At 51.9% G+C, this 15815-nt stretch carries 16 protein-coding genes and 1 tRNA gene; 2 read left to right on the forward strand and 15 right to left on the reverse strand.

Annotated elements, in window-relative coordinates; translation table 11 throughout:
• Positions 1–78: 78 nt before the first annotated feature.
• The 11 genes from A2V21_303280 to A2V21_303330 form a co-directional block, all read right to left on the reverse strand.
• Entirely contained in the window at positions 79–273 is a 195-nt protein-coding gene (locus tag A2V21_303280) for a hypothetical protein (protein OIJ73369.1), read from the reverse strand.
• A gap of 619 nt (positions 274–892) precedes the next feature.
• Positions 893–2032 (reverse strand): P22 coat - protein 5 family protein, encoded by a 1140-nt coding sequence (locus A2V21_303285; GenBank protein OIJ73370.1) that lies wholly within the window; start codon positions 2030–2032, stop codon positions 893–895.
• A gap of 9 nt (positions 2033–2041) precedes the next feature.
• Positions 2042–2596, reverse strand: coding sequence for a hypothetical protein (locus A2V21_303290; GenBank protein ID OIJ73371.1), 555 nt, complete (start codon positions 2594–2596; stop codon positions 2042–2044).
• Between the two features lie 19 nt (positions 2597–2615).
• Positions 2616–3608, reverse strand: a complete 993-nt coding sequence (locus A2V21_303295) for a hypothetical protein (protein ID OIJ73372.1) — start codon at positions 3606–3608, stop codon at positions 2616–2618.
• A 223-nt stretch (positions 3609–3831) separates the two neighbouring features.
• Positions 3832–4497 (reverse strand): hypothetical protein, encoded by a 666-nt coding sequence (locus A2V21_303300; GenBank protein ID OIJ73373.1) that lies wholly within the window; start codon positions 4495–4497, stop codon positions 3832–3834.
• A gap of 174 nt (positions 4498–4671) precedes the next feature.
• Positions 4672–4854: a hypothetical protein gene (locus tag A2V21_303305; protein ID OIJ73374.1), complete on the reverse strand. Its 183-nt coding sequence runs from the start codon at positions 4852–4854 to the stop codon at positions 4672–4674.
• 143 nt (positions 4855–4997) lie between these two features.
• Positions 4998–6077, reverse strand: coding sequence for a hypothetical protein (locus A2V21_303310; protein OIJ75033.1), 1080 nt, complete (start codon positions 6075–6077; stop codon positions 4998–5000).
• A 743-nt stretch (positions 6078–6820) separates the two neighbouring features.
• Positions 6821–7042 carry a hypothetical protein gene (locus A2V21_303315; protein OIJ73375.1) on the reverse strand — a complete coding sequence of 74 codons (222 nt, stop codon included), beginning with the start codon at positions 7040–7042 and terminating at the stop codon, positions 6821–6823.
• A gap of 125 nt (positions 7043–7167) precedes the next feature.
• Complete coding sequence (locus A2V21_303320; GenBank protein OIJ73376.1) at positions 7168–8010, reverse strand: hypothetical protein; 843 nt, start codon at positions 8008–8010, stop codon at positions 7168–7170.
• Between the two features lie 100 nt (positions 8011–8110).
• A complete protein-coding gene (locus A2V21_303325) occupies positions 8111–8677 on the reverse strand; it encodes a hypothetical protein (GenBank protein OIJ73377.1) in 567 nt (188 codons plus the stop codon).
• 5 nt (positions 8678–8682) lie between these two features.
• A complete protein-coding gene (locus tag A2V21_303330) occupies positions 8683–9867 on the reverse strand; it encodes a hypothetical protein (protein OIJ73378.1) in 1185 nt (394 codons plus the stop codon).
• Between the two features lie 138 nt (positions 9868–10005).
• On the opposite strand from A2V21_303330, the gene A2V21_303335 reads away from it, so the two are divergent.
• Positions 10006–10098 (forward strand) — tRNA-Leu (locus A2V21_303335).
• A 131-nt stretch (positions 10099–10229) separates the two neighbouring features.
• Here the strand turns inward: A2V21_303335 and A2V21_303340 are convergent.
• The 4 genes from A2V21_303340 to A2V21_303355 all read right to left on the reverse strand — a co-directional run bounded on the left by A2V21_303340 (position 10230) and on the right by A2V21_303355 (position 13485).
• Positions 10230–10739, reverse strand: a complete 510-nt coding sequence (locus tag A2V21_303340) for a hypothetical protein (GenBank protein ID OIJ73379.1) — start codon at positions 10737–10739, stop codon at positions 10230–10232.
• On the reverse strand, positions 10736–11116 hold the full coding sequence (locus A2V21_303345) for a hypothetical protein (GenBank protein ID OIJ73380.1): 381 nt from the start codon (positions 11114–11116) through the stop codon (positions 10736–10738). The genes A2V21_303340 and A2V21_303345 overlap by 4 nt, the downstream gene beginning before the upstream one ends.
• A gap of 491 nt (positions 11117–11607) precedes the next feature.
• Positions 11608–11886 carry an addiction module antidote protein, HigA family gene (locus A2V21_303350; protein OIJ73381.1) on the reverse strand — a complete coding sequence of 93 codons (279 nt, stop codon included), beginning with the start codon at positions 11884–11886 and terminating at the stop codon, positions 11608–11610.
• A gap of 177 nt (positions 11887–12063) precedes the next feature.
• The gene (locus A2V21_303355) at positions 12064–13485 is read right to left on the reverse strand and encodes a hypothetical protein (protein OIJ73382.1); all 1422 of its coding nucleotides are present in this window, start codon (positions 13483–13485) and stop codon (positions 12064–12066) included.
• 289 nt (positions 13486–13774) lie between these two features.
• On the opposite strand from A2V21_303355, the gene A2V21_303360 reads away from it, so the two are divergent.
• The gene (locus tag A2V21_303360; protein OIJ73383.1) at positions 13775–15787 is read left to right on the forward strand and encodes a hypothetical protein; all 2013 of its coding nucleotides are present in this window, start codon (positions 13775–13777) and stop codon (positions 15785–15787) included.
• Positions 15788–15815: the final 28 nt, after the last annotated feature.

The following is a 15815-nucleotide window of genomic DNA, read 5'->3' on the forward strand; positions in this document are numbered from 1 at the left end:
CGCATTTACCGCAAAGGCGATCTGCCTCGATGGTCATAAAGTCGAATGTAGAGCCGCAAGCCGAACAGATATACACGTTCATCGTTTCCGTCCTTTCATTCCGGGTGTGTTCCGGCGCTCCGGTAGAATAACCAGCTGTATCAGCTTATTGACGGTCCTGAAGTACGCCGCCCGGAGCCTTGCCATTGCCGCCTTATCGTCTCTAAGGTGTGCCTGGACGGAAGCCCGGTCGAGCCTCTTTTCCTCTGCCCATAGAGCTTTGAGCCTGTCCATGTACGCCTCTGGAGCTTCCGTTGAAAATAGACCGATTAAAGGGCATTCTCTCACGGAAGAAAACCAGAATCAGAGGGCGCAACCTTCTTCATAAATGGGCGCAAATGGTCAACATTGCCCTTTCTTCCTCTCAAGGCCGGATTCGTGCCTAACCTGTAGTCCCATAAGCTGCATTTATGGGGAGACGGATTCAGGATGTTACCCTGGCAGGAAACAACCTCGGCGCGGCTGCCCACGCAATCGTGGCAATGGCCCCTTATCCTCTTCAGCGGAGACAACCGGCGGTCATTCAGATTACAGGAAGTGCTCTCACAATCAAACCGCTGCCCGGACTTGCAGTAGCGGCATTGAACCTCAATGGCTTTTCTGGGAGTCATACCCGTTTCACCTTCTTTGTAGGCTTCTTTCCTTCCTGTCCGTAAAGAACGTCCGTGGGCTTTAAATCCTCTTTGTTGATTACGCAATACCCGCCCGGACATTCCGGCCTTACTATCCTTATAGTTTCAATCTCACTCATATTAGCACCTCATCCATTTATTAGGAGCCCCCCGCCCCGGAGGAGATTGCCGGAGCGGAGGGCAGAGAAGGGACCCGCATGGCAACGGGCCCCTTCAGCTTGCTATCCGAGCAGTATTGCTGCGTGCTCGGGTTTCACCATTTTGTAGCCCCATGCCGCCGAAACTTCGTAGTGCATCTGGCGGTAGCCGGGATACATTGCCACTTCAAAAGCCAGGCCAGTCCTCGCGTCCGAGATAGCCAGCCTATCCGAAGCCAGGTCCCCGCCAGAAGGAAGCGCGGGCAGCCTCGTTGCAAGGACTATCGCGGAACGGGCAAAGGCCAGATTGTTGACCGAATTCGCCCCGATGGTCATAGCCGTGGCGCTCCCCGGAATAGCTTGCCGGAGCCCAGGAGCCGCTATAACTATCGTCCCCGGTTCCGTAACCCCGGTCGTAACGATATACTTATTTGAGTCTCCGGCAAATGTAACTGTGTCCCCCGCCAGGACGGTCCCGGAGCCGGTGATTATCGGGATGGAAGTAGTCCCGATAGCAAACCCCGCGTTCGTCGTGGTGTAGGACGTGCCCGTGCCTTTGGTGTGGCTCTTGACCTGCGCGGACTCCTGCACGCCGAAGCCGTGAAGGGAGAGAAGCTCGCCCTGTCTGAGAGTCGCATCGCCGCCCGCCTGGTTCGCGTTTGTCAACTGCGTCAGCGTCCTCAGGGCCGTTCCTGCGTCCGTGTTGATAACCAGGTGCAGGTCAGATAACGGACTGCCGTTATTACTGAGAATCTTACGGAGGGCCGCCGTGTCCGCGAGAGTCGTAGCAAAAGGCGTTGTTCCTGCCGTACCAGTAGCCCTCGAAGCTGCAACATACAGACTCGCAATGTCGGCTTCTATCTCGTTAACGATAGCCCTCATGGCCTGTTCTATCTGCGCGGACTGAATCGTACCAGCGCCGGGGCCGTGGTTTACTCCGACCTCTTCTTCGCCCGTCCACCTGAAGGGCGCTCTCCTGGACTTGCTTATGGTAACTTCGACGTTGCCGATGGTCTGATCGCCGTCGTCCGGGACCGTCGAGGCCGGAGTAACATCGGAAACGGTAGCAGCCGGGGCCACTATCGAGCGGACGGACTGGTTAAGGGCCGCGCGTTCAACTCCGCTGTCGCGGGTGACGGACGGAATGAATCCGGTAAGTTCGCGTGAAACAGTGTCAAGGGCCTGGTACAAAATAGGCACAAGGTTTGTGAGTGTGTTTGACATTTGAAGCTCCTATTCTTTTAGCTGCCCGCCGGAGCGGACAAATGTGGTTTTTCGTGGAGCGTCGAGCCTGTCAAAATCGGCCCGACGCATGGTTTTAGTCTCCCCCGCATTGTGGCGCATGAAGGTGCCCGCGCCCGCTGTGGGTGCGGCTTTCGCAAGGTGCGGGTTATCGGTCAAAAACCCCTCAAGATATGTTTTGACGGACAAAGGACTGCCAGCCTCATCGAGACGGACAACGCCTTTTTCGTCAACTACCTCGAGTACACCATCTTCTCCGATTGCGATATTTTCATTGATTAGCTTCGCAACCTGTATTCCGTTTACCGCGCCAGTCGAGGCCACTTCCGCTTGTAGAAGGGCCTTCCTGATACGCTCGTTCTGTCCGTCCCTCTCCTTTTGGAGAGTATCGTTACCCGCCCGGAGCGTTTCAATCTCGCCCTGGGCTTTTGCCTCGGCCTGTACAACGGCTTCGGCAAGTTCTTTTTCGTGCTTGGCCTTTATCTCGCCAACCCGCTTGTTTATCATGGCGTCAATCGTCGCCTGCTGTTCTTTAGAAAAGTCCATTATTTATCTCCTCCCGAATTCAACCTCGAAGTGCAACGAAGGGAGCAGCTACTTCGATTGGTTTTTTGAAGCCCAGGCATTTTCTGGGTCTGTTGTTGATTAAGAACTCGATTCTGGCGATCTGGTCGTCCGTTATCTTACTGAAGTCGGTGCCCTTGGGCAAGTACCACCTGATGAGGCCGTTTACATGTTCGTTTGTGCCGCGCTGCCATGAGGCGTAGGGGCGCGCGAAGTAGCACTTGATGCCTATTGCCGATGTAATGGCCTCATGCCTTGAATTCTCGGTGCCGTTATCGAAGGTCATGGTCCGTCTGGCCTTTGACGGTAGGTCTCCGAGTCTCTCCACAACGGCATTATAGGTGGCCTCCGCTGTCTTGGCGTCGAGCTTGGTAAGCATAAGATACCTGCTCTTGCGCTCCACCAAGGAGTTGAGGGCTGCAAGGCTCTTTCTGGAGACCAGGCTGTCGCCTTCCCAGTGGCCGAACTGGATGCGACTTTCAACGGCTTGAGGCCGCTGGTCTATGGGAACGCGGTTGGGTATCTTGGTCTTACGCTCTTTTCTGCCGATGCCTTTGTTCCTTCGCTTGCGGTGTGCCCTCCTGAGGCACCGTATAAGCTCCTGACGGTCTTTTGTGTCAGGATGGTAGATGTACTGGTAAATGGCCTCGTGGCTTATTGAGAGCCCCGGCTGGTCGATCTCGATTCTCCCAGCTATTAGCTCCGGCGACCAGCCATCCTTGAGCATGGAGCGCACATAGGCCTCGATGCTCTCGTTCTTGAGCCTCTGATGCGTATTGGCCTGTTTCTTTCTCTCTTCGGCTCTGCCGTGTGCCCTGTGGGACATGTAGAGCCGATACGCAGGCGTTGCATTGCGGCGAAGTTCCCGTGAGACAGTGCTCTTGCTTCTTCCGAGGGCCTTGGCTATTTCCCCGAGGGACTTCTCCTCGGCAAGCATGGTGGTTATTAAGTCTCTTTCAGACAAAGACAGGTGAACATATTCTCTTTTCGGCATAGCCACTTAGGATAGCATCTTCCTTCCTGCTCTCCCAAGTGTTGCACTTCGCTATTGAACCGGCGCCTTAAAAATCCAAATAGTTTTTTGTTTTTTAATTCCTCAATCTCTGCCTTGAGTGCGTCTATCTCGGCTTGTGCTTTGCGCCGTCCTTTGCCGTATGCTTCGTTGATTAATCTGTCAACGTGTATCTGTTGTGTAGGCGTGAAGGAAACCCGCTCCATTATTCCCCCCCCAGGGCCGCCTTTGCTTTTGCCGCCTCAGCCTCGTGGAGTTCAAGGGCGCGGAGCTTCACGGGATCGCTGTACTCTGAGGCCGCCGTTAAAGAGGTCTTGACTGCCGCCTGGACGTGCTCATTCAAGTCCCGATAGGTATCACGGGCCTTGACGATATCAGGGGCCGCCGTCTGAAAATACTGTTCACGAAACTTTCCAATATCCTCAGAGGAAAGGCCGGTGAGCATCGAGGGCGCGTCAATGATTGCCGCAAGTGATGAACCATCACGGGACTCAATCATGGCCTGTACGACCTTTACCTTTTCTCCGGGTGCCATGCCCTGTAGCCTCTGCCTTATCTCGACGGCATAAGGACCGTTGACAAGGCCGCTGTGCTCTCTCAGGCTGGACTCAAAAGAGGCCCCGGCGGATGTAGCCTTCGTGGTTATAGCGGCCTCAGCCGCCTCTGCAAGAACCTGAAGCCTGGCCGCTGCCCTCCCTACATTCAAGGCGTGGTCCCCGCCCTGAGGGTTTGCCCGGATAAATTCCACGGCCTTTAAAGCGTCGGCAAGGTCATTGAGCGTCGTCTGCAAGGCTTTGTGGTCCCGGTTCTGCTTGTCGTGCTTTTCCTGAAATCTTACCTTGAGTGTGTCCAGTGCTTTCGTGTAGTCCATTTCTCTCTCCTGTATGTGGGCGCGGGATTGCGCTTTATTTGACTAAAAAGGTCTAATTTGTACGGAAATGTAACCCTCGAATTTTCATGGGAAAATAGTTGAAACCTGCGCCTTGGAATCCGCACGTTATGTAACAATCTCTGAACCCCAAGAGGGGGTAAGTGTTTGATATCATTAATTAAATTCCTTTTTATCCATCACGGAAACATCCGGCTTACAAGTGCACGGGCCTTTCCCTTTCAGGCGCGGGCAGTCGTGGTCATGCTTAATTAATATGTGGCCTATGCCGCCCTTCGGTGTTTGGGCCAGCTTCCCCGCCTGATAGCCCTCTATTAATTTTTTAAGCCAGTTTTCCATTTAATCCCTTGTCCGGTTTTATGTCCGTTTTGCGTCCGGTTTGCGTCCGTTTTGTCCGGTTTACCTGTTTTGCCTGTGTCCGGTTTGTCCGGTTTATGTATGTAATACATAACCGGACAGGACAGTACAACCGGACAGGACCATCAAAAGACGGGTGAGACAAAGCCGTGTGCTTCATGTACCGCTTGAGCTTCGATTAACGCCCTTGTAACCTCAGCAATCCTCTGGCGTGGAAAGTCCTCGTCCTTGAGTGCATCTTTCCAATCAGCTAAAGAAATCCTGGCGGCTTCGCCTTCGCGGTCCTGCCGGGTGCTCCAGATATTCATCAAGACTTCATTTGCGCGTGTCTGCCACTTCCCCCGTCCTTGCTTTCCCTTCGCCGCCCGTGGTTCGTAGGACGTAAGCTCAAGGGCCGCGCCGGTGATAATCTCGCCGGTGTCGGGGTCTATCAGGTCGAGGTCAACTGGCCGCAGCCGGAACGCCATAGGTTCAGGGTGCTCGGCGTCTTTCATTTTTGTGGCCTCAAAGCGAATGGTCCCGGTTTCGTCTTTGTCCAGCCGGTACTCGGAATCGAGGGCCGCCTTGAGGGACATCGCCCCGCGCGCCCTTGTCTTATCAGCATGGCCGCTGTGGTGAACCAACAGGACGGTCGAACGATAGCGCGCCCGGATTGCGTCAGCCGCCGAAATTGCTTTAGACATATCTGAAGTGCTGTTTTCGTCCGCTGGGCCAAAGTTCCGGGCCAGGGTGTCGAATATGACGACGCGCGGAGGTCCTGCGGAAGCTGCGATATCATCGATCGCCTTTAGAACCTCGTCGAGCGCGTCCGGGTCTACAAGGGCCGTGGGAGACATAGAGACAAAGAAAGGCGCGCTATCGTGGCTTACGCCGCGCAACGCGCTCCAAGCCATCAACCTGCGCTTTATTCCGTTCTGGCCTTCGCCGCATACGTAGACAACGGGGCCGTGATCAGCGATAACATGGCCGTGAAAATCCGTACCCGTAGCAACGCTCAGGCCGATATCCATCGCCCAGAAGCTCTTGCAAGTCCCAGGGTCCCCGAATACGAGGGCCAGGGCTTCCGCTTCCAGAATGTCACGCACAACCCACCTCGGAGGGCGCGCTTCGATTGCGCTTGCATGGACTAATTTAAAATGACGGTCTGTTTTTGTTCCGGCCTCTGGAGTTCCCGCCGGTTCGTATCGTGCTACGCTCTGGGCAATGCCCTCGACCTCGGCATCAGGGAGGGGAGGACTACATTTTTCTTGATTCTCTACTCGGAGCGCGGCCAGGATTGCGGCCTCGGAGAAACCGCGCCGCCGCATGGAACCGCCCTGGCTGGTAAGAGACGCGTTACGCGCCCCCTCTGGCATGACTTCCCCTATCGCCGGAGCTGTGGTCTTTTTTGCCGCTGGTTTTGCCAGTTCCAAAAGCCAAGCCGGGGCCTCTGCTATCTCCTGTCCGGCGAGCGGGTCAGATGAAAGCTCCCAGGTGTAAATTTTGCCGTTCCTATGAAGCGACGGCGGCACCACGATATAACCGCCATCGGCCTTAATATCAACTTCCGCGAGTACGCCAGTTTTGCTCGCAAGCCCGCCAACCGGCCTCTTGAAAATCAACTGCCGCCCGCGCCCCGTGTGCTGCTCAGCGGTGTCAGGCATCGCGTAACCTTCGAGCGCCGCCTCGCCTTGCTCGCCGTCGATATCGCATGATGTAATGCCGCTTTCCTCGCCCGTCACAACCCCGATATTTGCTTCCGGCCATTGCGCCCACCACCTGCGGATTATGGCCGTGTCGGTTGTGGCATCGTCGCGCCCGTTCATGGTGCGCGGGTGCTTGCCAATGGATGTGCAATCTTTTTTACGGCAAGAGCAACCACCATTTAAAGGCGTGTGCAGCGGAAAGACGGGCCAGCCTTTTTCGGCATAGGCAAGCGCGTGTGTTATAAGGTCATCCGCGCCCGTCATTAAATGCCGTCCTTCGTCCTGGCCTGCAGCCACGCGCAAAGGTCTTCGACGCGATAGAAAATCTTTCGGCCCATTCTTCCTCTCGCCGGGCCTTCGCCCAGGCTGTCGAGGTTCGCCAGCGTCCTCGCGTTCAAAAGTCCGCCTGTAAACTTCGGGACTTCGTGCCTCGCCACTATGCCGGACGGCCACCTTTTAGCGAGTTCCTGAAAGTCAAAAGTCATAATGTCCCCTCCTTTTAAAATAAAAAAAACCCACGCTGATTTTTCAGCATGGGTTCATCTTACGCTTTATGAATATTTGTTCCCGGTACATTCGGAAGATTTTTTATCCTCGAATGTTCCGATTCTTACCGTTTCGGTTTTCGCGCCTTAGTGATATTGTCCGCCTCAATATCCTCATCAAAAAGAGCTTTTACAATTCCCGCCAAGCTCTCATCCGTCAGCTTAAATCTCTCCGGAAGGTTGCAACAAATGTCCCGGTCCTGCATAATACAGTCTTCAAAGCCTCTTACGAAATCGGCATAACTTGTTTTGCGCGAATCGCTTACCGCGTCAACCTCAGAACGGCAGCCCGATATGGGGCTTTCCATCTCACGCTTTAGAGCCGCGAGAACATCCTGTATTCGCGGCATATACTTCCCCATGCGCAAGCCACCATCAACCTTTGCCAATATGGGCACTACATGGCCTTCAAAAAGGAATTGCCTTTCCACTGTTCCAGATTCCAGCCCTGCCCTTTCAACCAGGTGTAAGGGGCAAGTATTGGCCGCGCTTGTCAAGTAACTCTCCTCTTTAATTCTGTTACGCTTATCGAGGAATTTTATCAGTTCCTCGGTTGTTTTAATTATGTCCTCCTGTGCTTCCTCTAAATCTTTACGATCCCTCTTTATGTTACGCTTTTCCTCATAGACTATCGCTGCATCAACGATTGCGGCCAAAACCGCTCGTCTGCCTAATCCGCCGTTTCCTCTCGGCGTGGAGCGGTCTGTTATCTTATGTTCAATCTCGGCATATACCGGGTTCATAACATCCGAGTTTTCTTTAAGTCGCTTGAGTATGTTTTTTTGCTCGGCTGTCGTCGTCTGTATTATTCTGTTGAGGCCGGGGTCAAAATAGCCGTTGATTCCCTCATCAATGAAATCGTCAGCCCATTTATGTGAACCGTTTTGGGGCCCTTTAAATCGCTTCATTTTTTGCACCTCTCCGTGCCTCGCTTTTTATTATTGCCCCGAAGCCGGAAGCGAGAGAGAGTTCCGGTTTTCGGCCCGTCGGCCTATCGGGGCAAGCTGTCTATCCCTTCTTTACAGGTATCTTTGTCAATTTCATATCTTTAGGTATGTAGCAAATAAATTCTTGTTCCTTTCGCTCATTGATATAGGCATATATATTTTCAACCGGAATAATAGCCTTGAACACTACAGGGTCCGACAAATACGCATATCTTGATGAAAACCACTTTGCCAGCTCAAGGTCTGCCGTCCAGGACAGACCTCTTACCCTTCGCGCCGCACCTTTTCCGGCAACTCCACGATAAAGAGTAAAGGGACCGTTACCGGGCAAGGGATCTCCAGCCGATAACAGCCGCGTGCGGTCTGCTATATCAAAAAAAAGGTAATCAAGGACAACCTTAGAAATATGCATATTGTTTAATCGACAAATTATGAAGGCATGGAGAAGGGCATCTTCGAATAATCCCGCTTTCTTTAGTGAAATATGATTGTCACAAACAAAGGCTAAGTTTGCCATATTGTCCATCTTGATAAGAACGCCGAATATATCGCGTTCTTCCCAACACTGCAGAGCTTGTTTTCTTAGAGATAAATCTATAAGAGATAAATCCAATTGTGTGTTATCCATCGGCGTTATCCCTTCTTTACCAGCTCAATCACTTTGCCCTGTTCAGGCACAAGGGCCTGTGCAAGTCCGCTCATAGCGCGCCTCTGCGTGTCCTCGTCTCCCTTTGCATACCTGAAAACCATTGAGGGAGTTTTCCAGCCGAAAAGTATTTGAAGGTCTTTAACAGGCGTTCCTCTCCGGGCCGCCAGTGTCGCCGCCGTATGCCTCAAGCTATGGAAAACAACTTTGTCCCGCGCTCCCCTGCCCTTGTTAAGTTCAAGGTTCTTGACGGCAGTCCTGAAGGCTTGCGGGGTCTTTTCAAACGGGGTTCCGTCCTTCATGGTGAATACATACTCGCCGGGGCCGCCTATGCCGCGCCGCTCCATCATCTCAATGACGGCTGGCACAAGGTAAACCGTGCGCGGTTCTTTGTTCTTGGTGTCAGGGAATAAGGCCGTGCTTCTGGCCAAGTTCACGTGCTCCCAAGTAAGCCGCGCCGCCTCGGAGAAACGGCATCCGGTGAAGGCACAAAACATGGCTATGTCGTGAGTTGCCGTTTCGGTCACGCTCAGATAATCGAGTATGCTTTTTAACTCTGTCGGAGTAAGTACCCTGAGCCGGGTATTATCCATTTTGGGAAGCGTGACGCCGATTGCCGGGTTATCCCCTGCCTTTACCAGCTTCCTCTTTGCCGCGTGTTTCCATATCCTGTAAAGGGTCCCAACGGCATACTGTTGTGTACGCGGGGTCAGCTTATCCTCCCTCATACGGTCAAGCATCCGATCAACATCTTCCGGCGTGATTGTTTTAATAGGCTTGTGGCCCATAACCGGAAAAATCCGCTTCGTGTAATGCGCAAGCTCTTTTTCCCAGGAGGTTTCCTTTATCCTGGCCTTGAGGTTATGGACATAATCCTTGTCCCAAAACTCTGAAAGGGTAAGGCCCTCTGCAAGCTGTAGGGCCCTCTTTTGTTCCTCTAAGGATTTTTCCTCTCGATAGGTTTGATGTTTTTTGAGTAGATCGCCTCTTTTATCTGAGGCCGTTTTTTCTGTCCAGTCTTTTTCAGAGGCCCAACCCAGGGCCTCCTGTACCATCTTCCCGTTCAATTTATAAAATATGGTGAAGTACCTATCCGGTTTAGCGCCATGCGTCCTTGTCGGGTGTTCGCGCCAACGGACGCCAGTCCTTTTACTCTTTATCCATTTCGCCATCGGCAGACCTCCTTAAAATCCCGTGGAGTGTTTTTGTCCAACCCCTGTCCAACCTATATAGCTGAAACAGTGTGTTTTTACGGTAAGTCTCAGGAAGTCAGAATATCAAGGAAAACAGAGGAATGTCAAGGGGTTTGTGCGGTTTAGTGAAGTTATGGTAAGTAGTTCAAAAGGGACTCAAAATCCCGTGACCGCAAGGTCGTGCGGGTTCGACCCCCGCCTCCGGCACCATAATAAAATCAAAGACTTACAGAGTTTCTAAGACTTCAACATGAAACCCATTTTTCCTTGAAAGACGATTCTCTCCCTAAACTCTCCCTGAAAATAAAAAAACCGCCCTCGAAAGAGCGGTCTAAAGGGCTTTAATAGCAGCTTGTGAAAGCGGTTGTGCCCAAATAGCCCATAGAGGTGGTGCAGTTTATAGGACGACGTGGCTGGTAGCCGTTCGAGTTGCCGTATATTGTCTGAGAATTATTTTGAATCTGCTGGCCTGTGCGAGACATGGAATCGCTCAAGGCACCTAAGCCTTGGATGTAAGCTTGTTCCTCTGAAAGAGCGCGCTCTCTTGTAAAGGCGAGGAATTGATTGATAGCTTCATTGGCTTCTTTTATATCGTCGGTAGCATCAAGGCCGTCTGTTTTTTTCTGCGTTATTTTTTGATGGAGCCCTTCTATATAATCCACTTCCATTTCATATTCGGGGAAAGCCGTCCTGAATGCAGCAATTAATGCCTTATTCTTTTCCGTAGAACTCATTGAATCATCGCGTATTTGTTGAGCTGTTACGGTAAGCTGATCCATCCGCATATTGTGCCTGGACAATGGACTACAGCCTACGATGATGAGCGCGAGCACTAACAGAAGAATTCTCATGGAGCCTCCTGTTTTATCTTGTATAAACTGGCAGCGAAAGGGTAATGCGTACAGTTCCAGAATTTTACAATTTTGCCAGGGACTGGAATTAAAGAAACTATTGCGCCCAAAACTGTAAAAATTAAAAAAAGCGATTTTTCATCAATGTGCCTTATGTGAAACCATGAACTCGCTACATAAAAACCCATGCCGGACAAAATTGCATAGAAAATAGCGAGACGGAGCGCGGCAAACACAAAACCAAATACGGTTGGCAAGGGAACTTTTCCTGCCATAAGGCCGTGTGCGCATATTAAAAAAGCAACAACGCCCAAGAGCACCTGAATTGCAAAATTACCAAACAAAGCACCCCAAATAACAAGAACAACATTATCCATAAAAAGCCCCTTAAACCTTATCTGTCTCAGGTCAAACTTCTTTTATGCTTCCCTTATCAGTACAGTTATCTTTACAAACATACAAAGTTCGCCTCAAGGTTCTAATTGACATATATTATTCTATCCAATAAGCGTAAAACTACCATTGACAGTTCCTTTTTGTCAACAATGTTCTTGTGTCAGATTGTTTCAATTTTGCCTGGAATGTTCAATAAATACGGGCATGAAAACAAAAGAGCTTACCGGTCTGAGAATCAGTCTCGTAGGGTGGGCTATGCCCACCAATATATTTCCTACAATCACACATTCCGAAGTCTCGTAGGTTGGGTTGCGTCTTTCAACCCAACAATAATGGACTCTCTTGCATTTAGGTTGGGTTACGCTCCGCTAACCCAACCTACACTAACTCTTGATTCCTAAAGGGTGCGCACGGCGCACCCTTGTATCTTTTTACTAAAAAACCATCTTCATTTATAGGCATGAAATTCCCATTAAGCCGCCTTCAACTGTCTCACTTTTATCTTTTTCTTTCTCAACTCCCAAAGGTCATACTGCATCTGCTGATTAAGCCAGCTCTCCGGGGTAGTGTTGAAGGCTATGGAAAGCCGCACAGCCATTTCAGGGCTTATGCCAGCCCTTCCATTGACAAGCTCGGAAAGGGTCTTGCGGCTTACGCCCAGGGCCTTTGCCGTCTCGGTTATCGAAAGGCCCAAAGGCTCGATGCAGAGCTTCTTTATGACTTCCCCAGGATGAGGAGGATTGTGCATCATTGTTTTATCTCCCTTCAATGGTAGTCCAGATAATCGACCACATGGGCATCATGCCCTTCAAATTTAAATATTACTCTCCAGTCTCGCAGGTTGGGTTGCGTTTTTCAACCCAACGATAACGGACTCTCCTGCATTTTGTTGGGTTACGCTCCGCTAACCCAACCTACAAAACTTTTCTTACTTCGGGTGTTTCACCGACCCCGCATAAAATACCTCGCACTCTCCGCCCTTCAAGAGCTCGCTTGTCTTTTCAAAGAGGTTTAGCACTGGTCCGGCAAGCGACTTGAGCGTGCTCACCTTTTCTACTTGTGGATGCTCGAAGCTGCCGTGGACCTTCTGCGTGAACCTTACGCACCCTTTTTCATCCACCACCGCCACCGTCACATCGTCGAACCGCTCTTTCACAAAATCCAGCCTCCCCTTCATGGCGACCCTGTTCTCTTTTGTTGAAAAGGCTACGTCCTGAGCCTCCGCGACGCCGTTTTTCACCCTCCAGTCAGAGACGAGTATTTGTATCGTGCTCTTTCCTCCAAGGGAAGCCGCGTAGACGCTCCCGAAGTCATAGCCCTTTGTCAACACCGCGCCAAGGGGGCCCGCGATGAAAAACGCGCCCATATCGATAAGGCTCACGGTCTGGGTCTTTTCGAACTTCTCCAATACGCGGTCGAGGTCGATGCTTTCGTGAACAAGATTCTGCCCCCGAAGAGTTATCTCCCCCTGTGTGCTCCTCTCCATCTCATCGAGATTTTTGCCTTTCATCACAAGATGCGACTTAAGATCAAGCTCGCCCCGTATAGATTTTTCCTGTTTAAACGCCCCAAGCACCTCTTCAAAACGGAATTTCGTTATCGCGAAATCCACCGTGTACTCCGGGCTTTCGCCGGACATCACGCCTTTTATGCTCCCCATGCCTTCCCCGCCAAAGACCTTCATCGTGACGGGATCTGCCTCAAACTTTCCCTCACGGGCCTCCATTGCGACGCGCAGATCTCTTATCTTCAATCCTTTAGACTTGACCTCACCGCATGACAATCCCCCACCGAATGATATGTCGTAAAGAGACCCCCCTCCGGCCACAGCGATATCTTTTATCTCAACGTCGCACCCGTCCGCCTCGACTTTTCTCCTTTTTTTTTCATCCCTGAAAACGAATAGCCCCTTTTTGATGAAGATCTTTTCCACCTCAAAGGCGGGAAGCTCTTTAGGTTTCATTTCAGGCGTTTCGAAGTTGAAATGCCCTCTCCTGTCTTTAGTGATAAAGAACCTGGGTGAGATAAGCGCCACCTGGCGTACAAGTATTTTACGCCTTAAAAGAGGCGGCAGTTTTATCCTTACCTCAGCCTTTTCTGCCAAGGCGACATCGATACCCCGGTTTTGTATCAGGACGTCATCAAGCGATACACCAGCGTGTGGAAAGAGCACGATCTTCATTTTGCCGTTAACGCGGACCTTCATCCCCGTAGCCTCGGAAGCGGCCGCCTCGATGCGGGGCTTGTAGCTCTCTATGTCGAAGGTGAGGACGAAGATGACCGCCGCAAGGACAAAGGCTAACGCTGCTCCGGCGAGGATAAAAAGGGCTTTTTTCATCTTTGCGTTCATCGCTTCGCACCCATATACAGAAAGCCTCGATTGATATAGACAGCATCTTCCACCTCTATTCTGCCAGAAAAGAGGTCACGAGTTAAGCTCAGCCAAAAACATCAATCGATTCATGTTGACATATTTTTTCGAAACGTATTATTCTGAGCTGATTTAGAGCCTTTTTTCATGAAAAAGAAGGCCGTTGATATGTGGCGTTAAAAATACTGAAACCTGTTTTTACAAAATCCAAAAGCGATAGCGCAGGGGCATCATGAGAAAGCAGACCGGTATCCTGATTTATCTTTGTATGTTTGTCCTTCTTTTTTTCTCCGTCTCTAAAAGCTATTCCGAGGAGCAGCCCCCACCGCGCCTTTCCGTCCTCGAAAATTATGTAAACCAGACCATAGCCCCGTATTTCAATGAAAACCAGGTCGTCCGCCAGTTCGGATACGATATCTTCGGGCGCCCTGCGGCCTTTGACCCGTCTGACCTTATGCCCGTTGGCCCGGATTACCTGCTGCGGCCTGGGGACGAGCTCAAGATAAGCTTCTGGGGCAAAATAAGCTCCGACCTCTCCGTCAGGATAGGCCGTGACGGCAGCGTAAGCCTCGGCGAGTTCGGCGTCCTGCATCCGGCAGGCCTCACCTTCGCTGAGGCGAAGGCGTATCTTCAGGAGGTCGTTGCCCGCTACTACAAGCCCTCTGAAGTGAAGATGAACCTGAGCATGGGAGCGCTCTCATCTATGAGGGTCTTCGTGGCCGGAAGTGCTTCAAACCCTGGCAGCTTCACGGTTTCATCGATGTCGTCTATCTTAAACGCGCTTATGGCGGCTGGAGGCCCGAGCAAGTCCGGGTCTATGCGCTCGATCACATTGCATCGTAACGGCAAGGTAGTCTCCGGCCTCGACCTCTATGACCTCTTGCTTAAAGGGGATAAGTCGGGGGATATAAGGCTACAGCCGGACGATGTCATATTTATCCCGCCGGTCGGGCCTCAGGTTGCTGTGGCAGGCTATGTCAAATCCCCTGGCATATATGAACTTAAAGGCGAGTCGAGCATAAAGGAAGCGATAGAGATGGCCGGAGGGATCGACGCGCTGGCCTACTCCGGAAGGCTTAAGATAGACAGGATAGCTGAAGGCGGCAGGACCGCGGCCTTCGAATGGAAGTACGATGACGAGCTCATTAAAACCGGGGTCAGGCCGGGCGACATCATAACTATCTTTCACGCGGTAGCAGACAAGAAGCACGTAAGGCTTGAGGGCGCGGTCAAACGGGAAGGCGAATACGGGGTAAACGGGAAGCTCACGGTAAGCGGGCTTATAAACCTCGCCGGAGGGGTTGAGCCTTATTCGTATACCAGGGAAGCTGAGCTTACCAGGGTCGACCCAACGCCAGCGGGCCCCAAGACGACAAAGTTTTTTATCGACCTCGACAAGGCGATGGCCGGCAACGCTCTGCACGACATCGAGCTTAAGGGGGATGACTACCTCTATGTAAAGACGATCCCCGAATGGCGGCTGTACAGGAAGGTCAAGGTAAGCGGCGAGGTAAAATTCCCAGGGACATATATCGTCGAAAAGGGTGAGACGATAAGCTCGCTCCTTTCGCGCGCCGGCGGGCTTACGGATAAGGCCTTCTTCAAAGGCGCGGTCTTCACAAGGGTCTCCGTGAGAGAGGTCCAGCAAAAACAGCTGGACGAGTCTATATCAAGGCTGGAGTACGAGCTCTTTTCTTCTTCCGCCGAGGCTATTGAGACGGCTTCCGACCCTCAGAGCGCGGAACAGCTAAGGCTTTCCATGGTCCAGAAAAAAGCGCTGATAGCCAAGCTGAAGAGCGCGCAAGCCCTCGGCAGGATCGTCATCAACCTTGAGCCCATCGACAAGTTCAAAGGCTCTGTTTACGATATCGAGCTTCTGGACGGCGACGAGGTCCGTATCCCGGAGGTGCCAGCCCAGGTACAGGTCGTAGGCTCGGTATATAACCAGACGGCGCTCGTCTATTCCCCTGAGCTTTCGGTCTCTGAATACATCAATACCGCGGGAGGCGTCACCAAGTATGCCGCCGAGGACGAGATCTACATCCTCAAGATGAACGGCACCGCCATAAACAGCCGCCAGGCTGGAAACTGGTCTGTCGGCTGGGACAAGGTAACGGGCCGGTGGGTGACGGGTTTCATGTCCAGCTCCCTCGACCCTGGAGATACGATAGTCGTGCCGGAAAAAACGGACAGGATCGCATGGCTCAAAGAGACAAAGGACCTGACCCAGATACTTTACCAGATAGCCGTTACAGCAGGCGTATTGATAGTGGCTTTCTAAAAGGCCGCTGTCCCTCTCCCCTCCGGGG

This window comes from Deltaproteobacteria bacterium GWC2_55_46 (assembly GCA_001595385.3).
Taxonomy (GTDB): domain Bacteria; phylum Desulfobacterota; class GWC2-55-46; order GWC2-55-46; family GWC2-55-46; genus UBA5799.

Bases quoted from the DNA above. Each gene is read 5' to 3' on its own strand.
- A2V21_303280 (OIJ73369.1), bottom strand. From the start codon at position 273: ATGGACAGGCTCAAAGCTCTATGGGCAGAGGAAAAGAGGCTCGACCGG.
- A2V21_303285 (OIJ73370.1), bottom strand. From the start codon at position 2,032: ATGTCAAACACACTCACAAACCTTGTGCCTATTTTGTACCAGGCCCTT.
- A2V21_303290 (OIJ73371.1), bottom strand. From the start codon at position 2,596: ATGGACTTTTCTAAAGAACAGCAGGCGACGATTGACGCCATGATAAAC.
- A2V21_303295 (OIJ73372.1), bottom strand. From the start codon at position 3,608: ATGCCGAAAAGAGAATATGTTCACCTGTCTTTGTCTGAAAGAGACTTA.
- A2V21_303300 (OIJ73373.1), bottom strand. From the start codon at position 4,497: ATGGACTACACGAAAGCACTGGACACACTCAAGGTAAGATTTCAGGAA.
- A2V21_303305 (OIJ73374.1), bottom strand. From the start codon at position 4,854: ATGGAAAACTGGCTTAAAAAATTAATAGAGGGCTATCAGGCGGGGAAG.
- A2V21_303315 (OIJ73375.1), bottom strand. From the start codon at position 7,042: ATGACTTTTGACTTTCAGGAACTCGCTAAAAGGTGGCCGTCCGGCATA.
- A2V21_303320 (OIJ73376.1), bottom strand. From the start codon at position 8,010: ATGAAGCGATTTAAAGGGCCCCAAAACGGTTCACATAAATGGGCTGAC.
- A2V21_303325 (OIJ73377.1), bottom strand. From the start codon at position 8,677: ATGGATAACACACAATTGGATTTATCTCTTATAGATTTATCTCTAAGA.
- A2V21_303330 (OIJ73378.1), bottom strand. From the start codon at position 9,867: ATGGCGAAATGGATAAAGAGTAAAAGGACTGGCGTCCGTTGGCGCGAA.
- A2V21_303340 (OIJ73379.1), bottom strand. From the start codon at position 10,739: ATGAGAATTCTTCTGTTAGTGCTCGCGCTCATCATCGTAGGCTGTAGT.
- A2V21_303345 (OIJ73380.1), bottom strand. From the start codon at position 11,116: ATGGATAATGTTGTTCTTGTTATTTGGGGTGCTTTGTTTGGTAATTTT.
- A2V21_303350 (OIJ73381.1), bottom strand. From the start codon at position 11,886: ATGATGCACAATCCTCCTCATCCTGGGGAAGTCATAAAGAAGCTCTGC.
- A2V21_303355 (OIJ73382.1), bottom strand. From the start codon at position 13,485: ATGAACGCAAAGATGAAAAAAGCCCTTTTTATCCTCGCCGGAGCAGCG.
- A2V21_303360 (OIJ73383.1), top strand. From the start codon at position 13,775: ATGTTTGTCCTTCTTTTTTTCTCCGTCTCTAAAAGCTATTCCGAGGAG.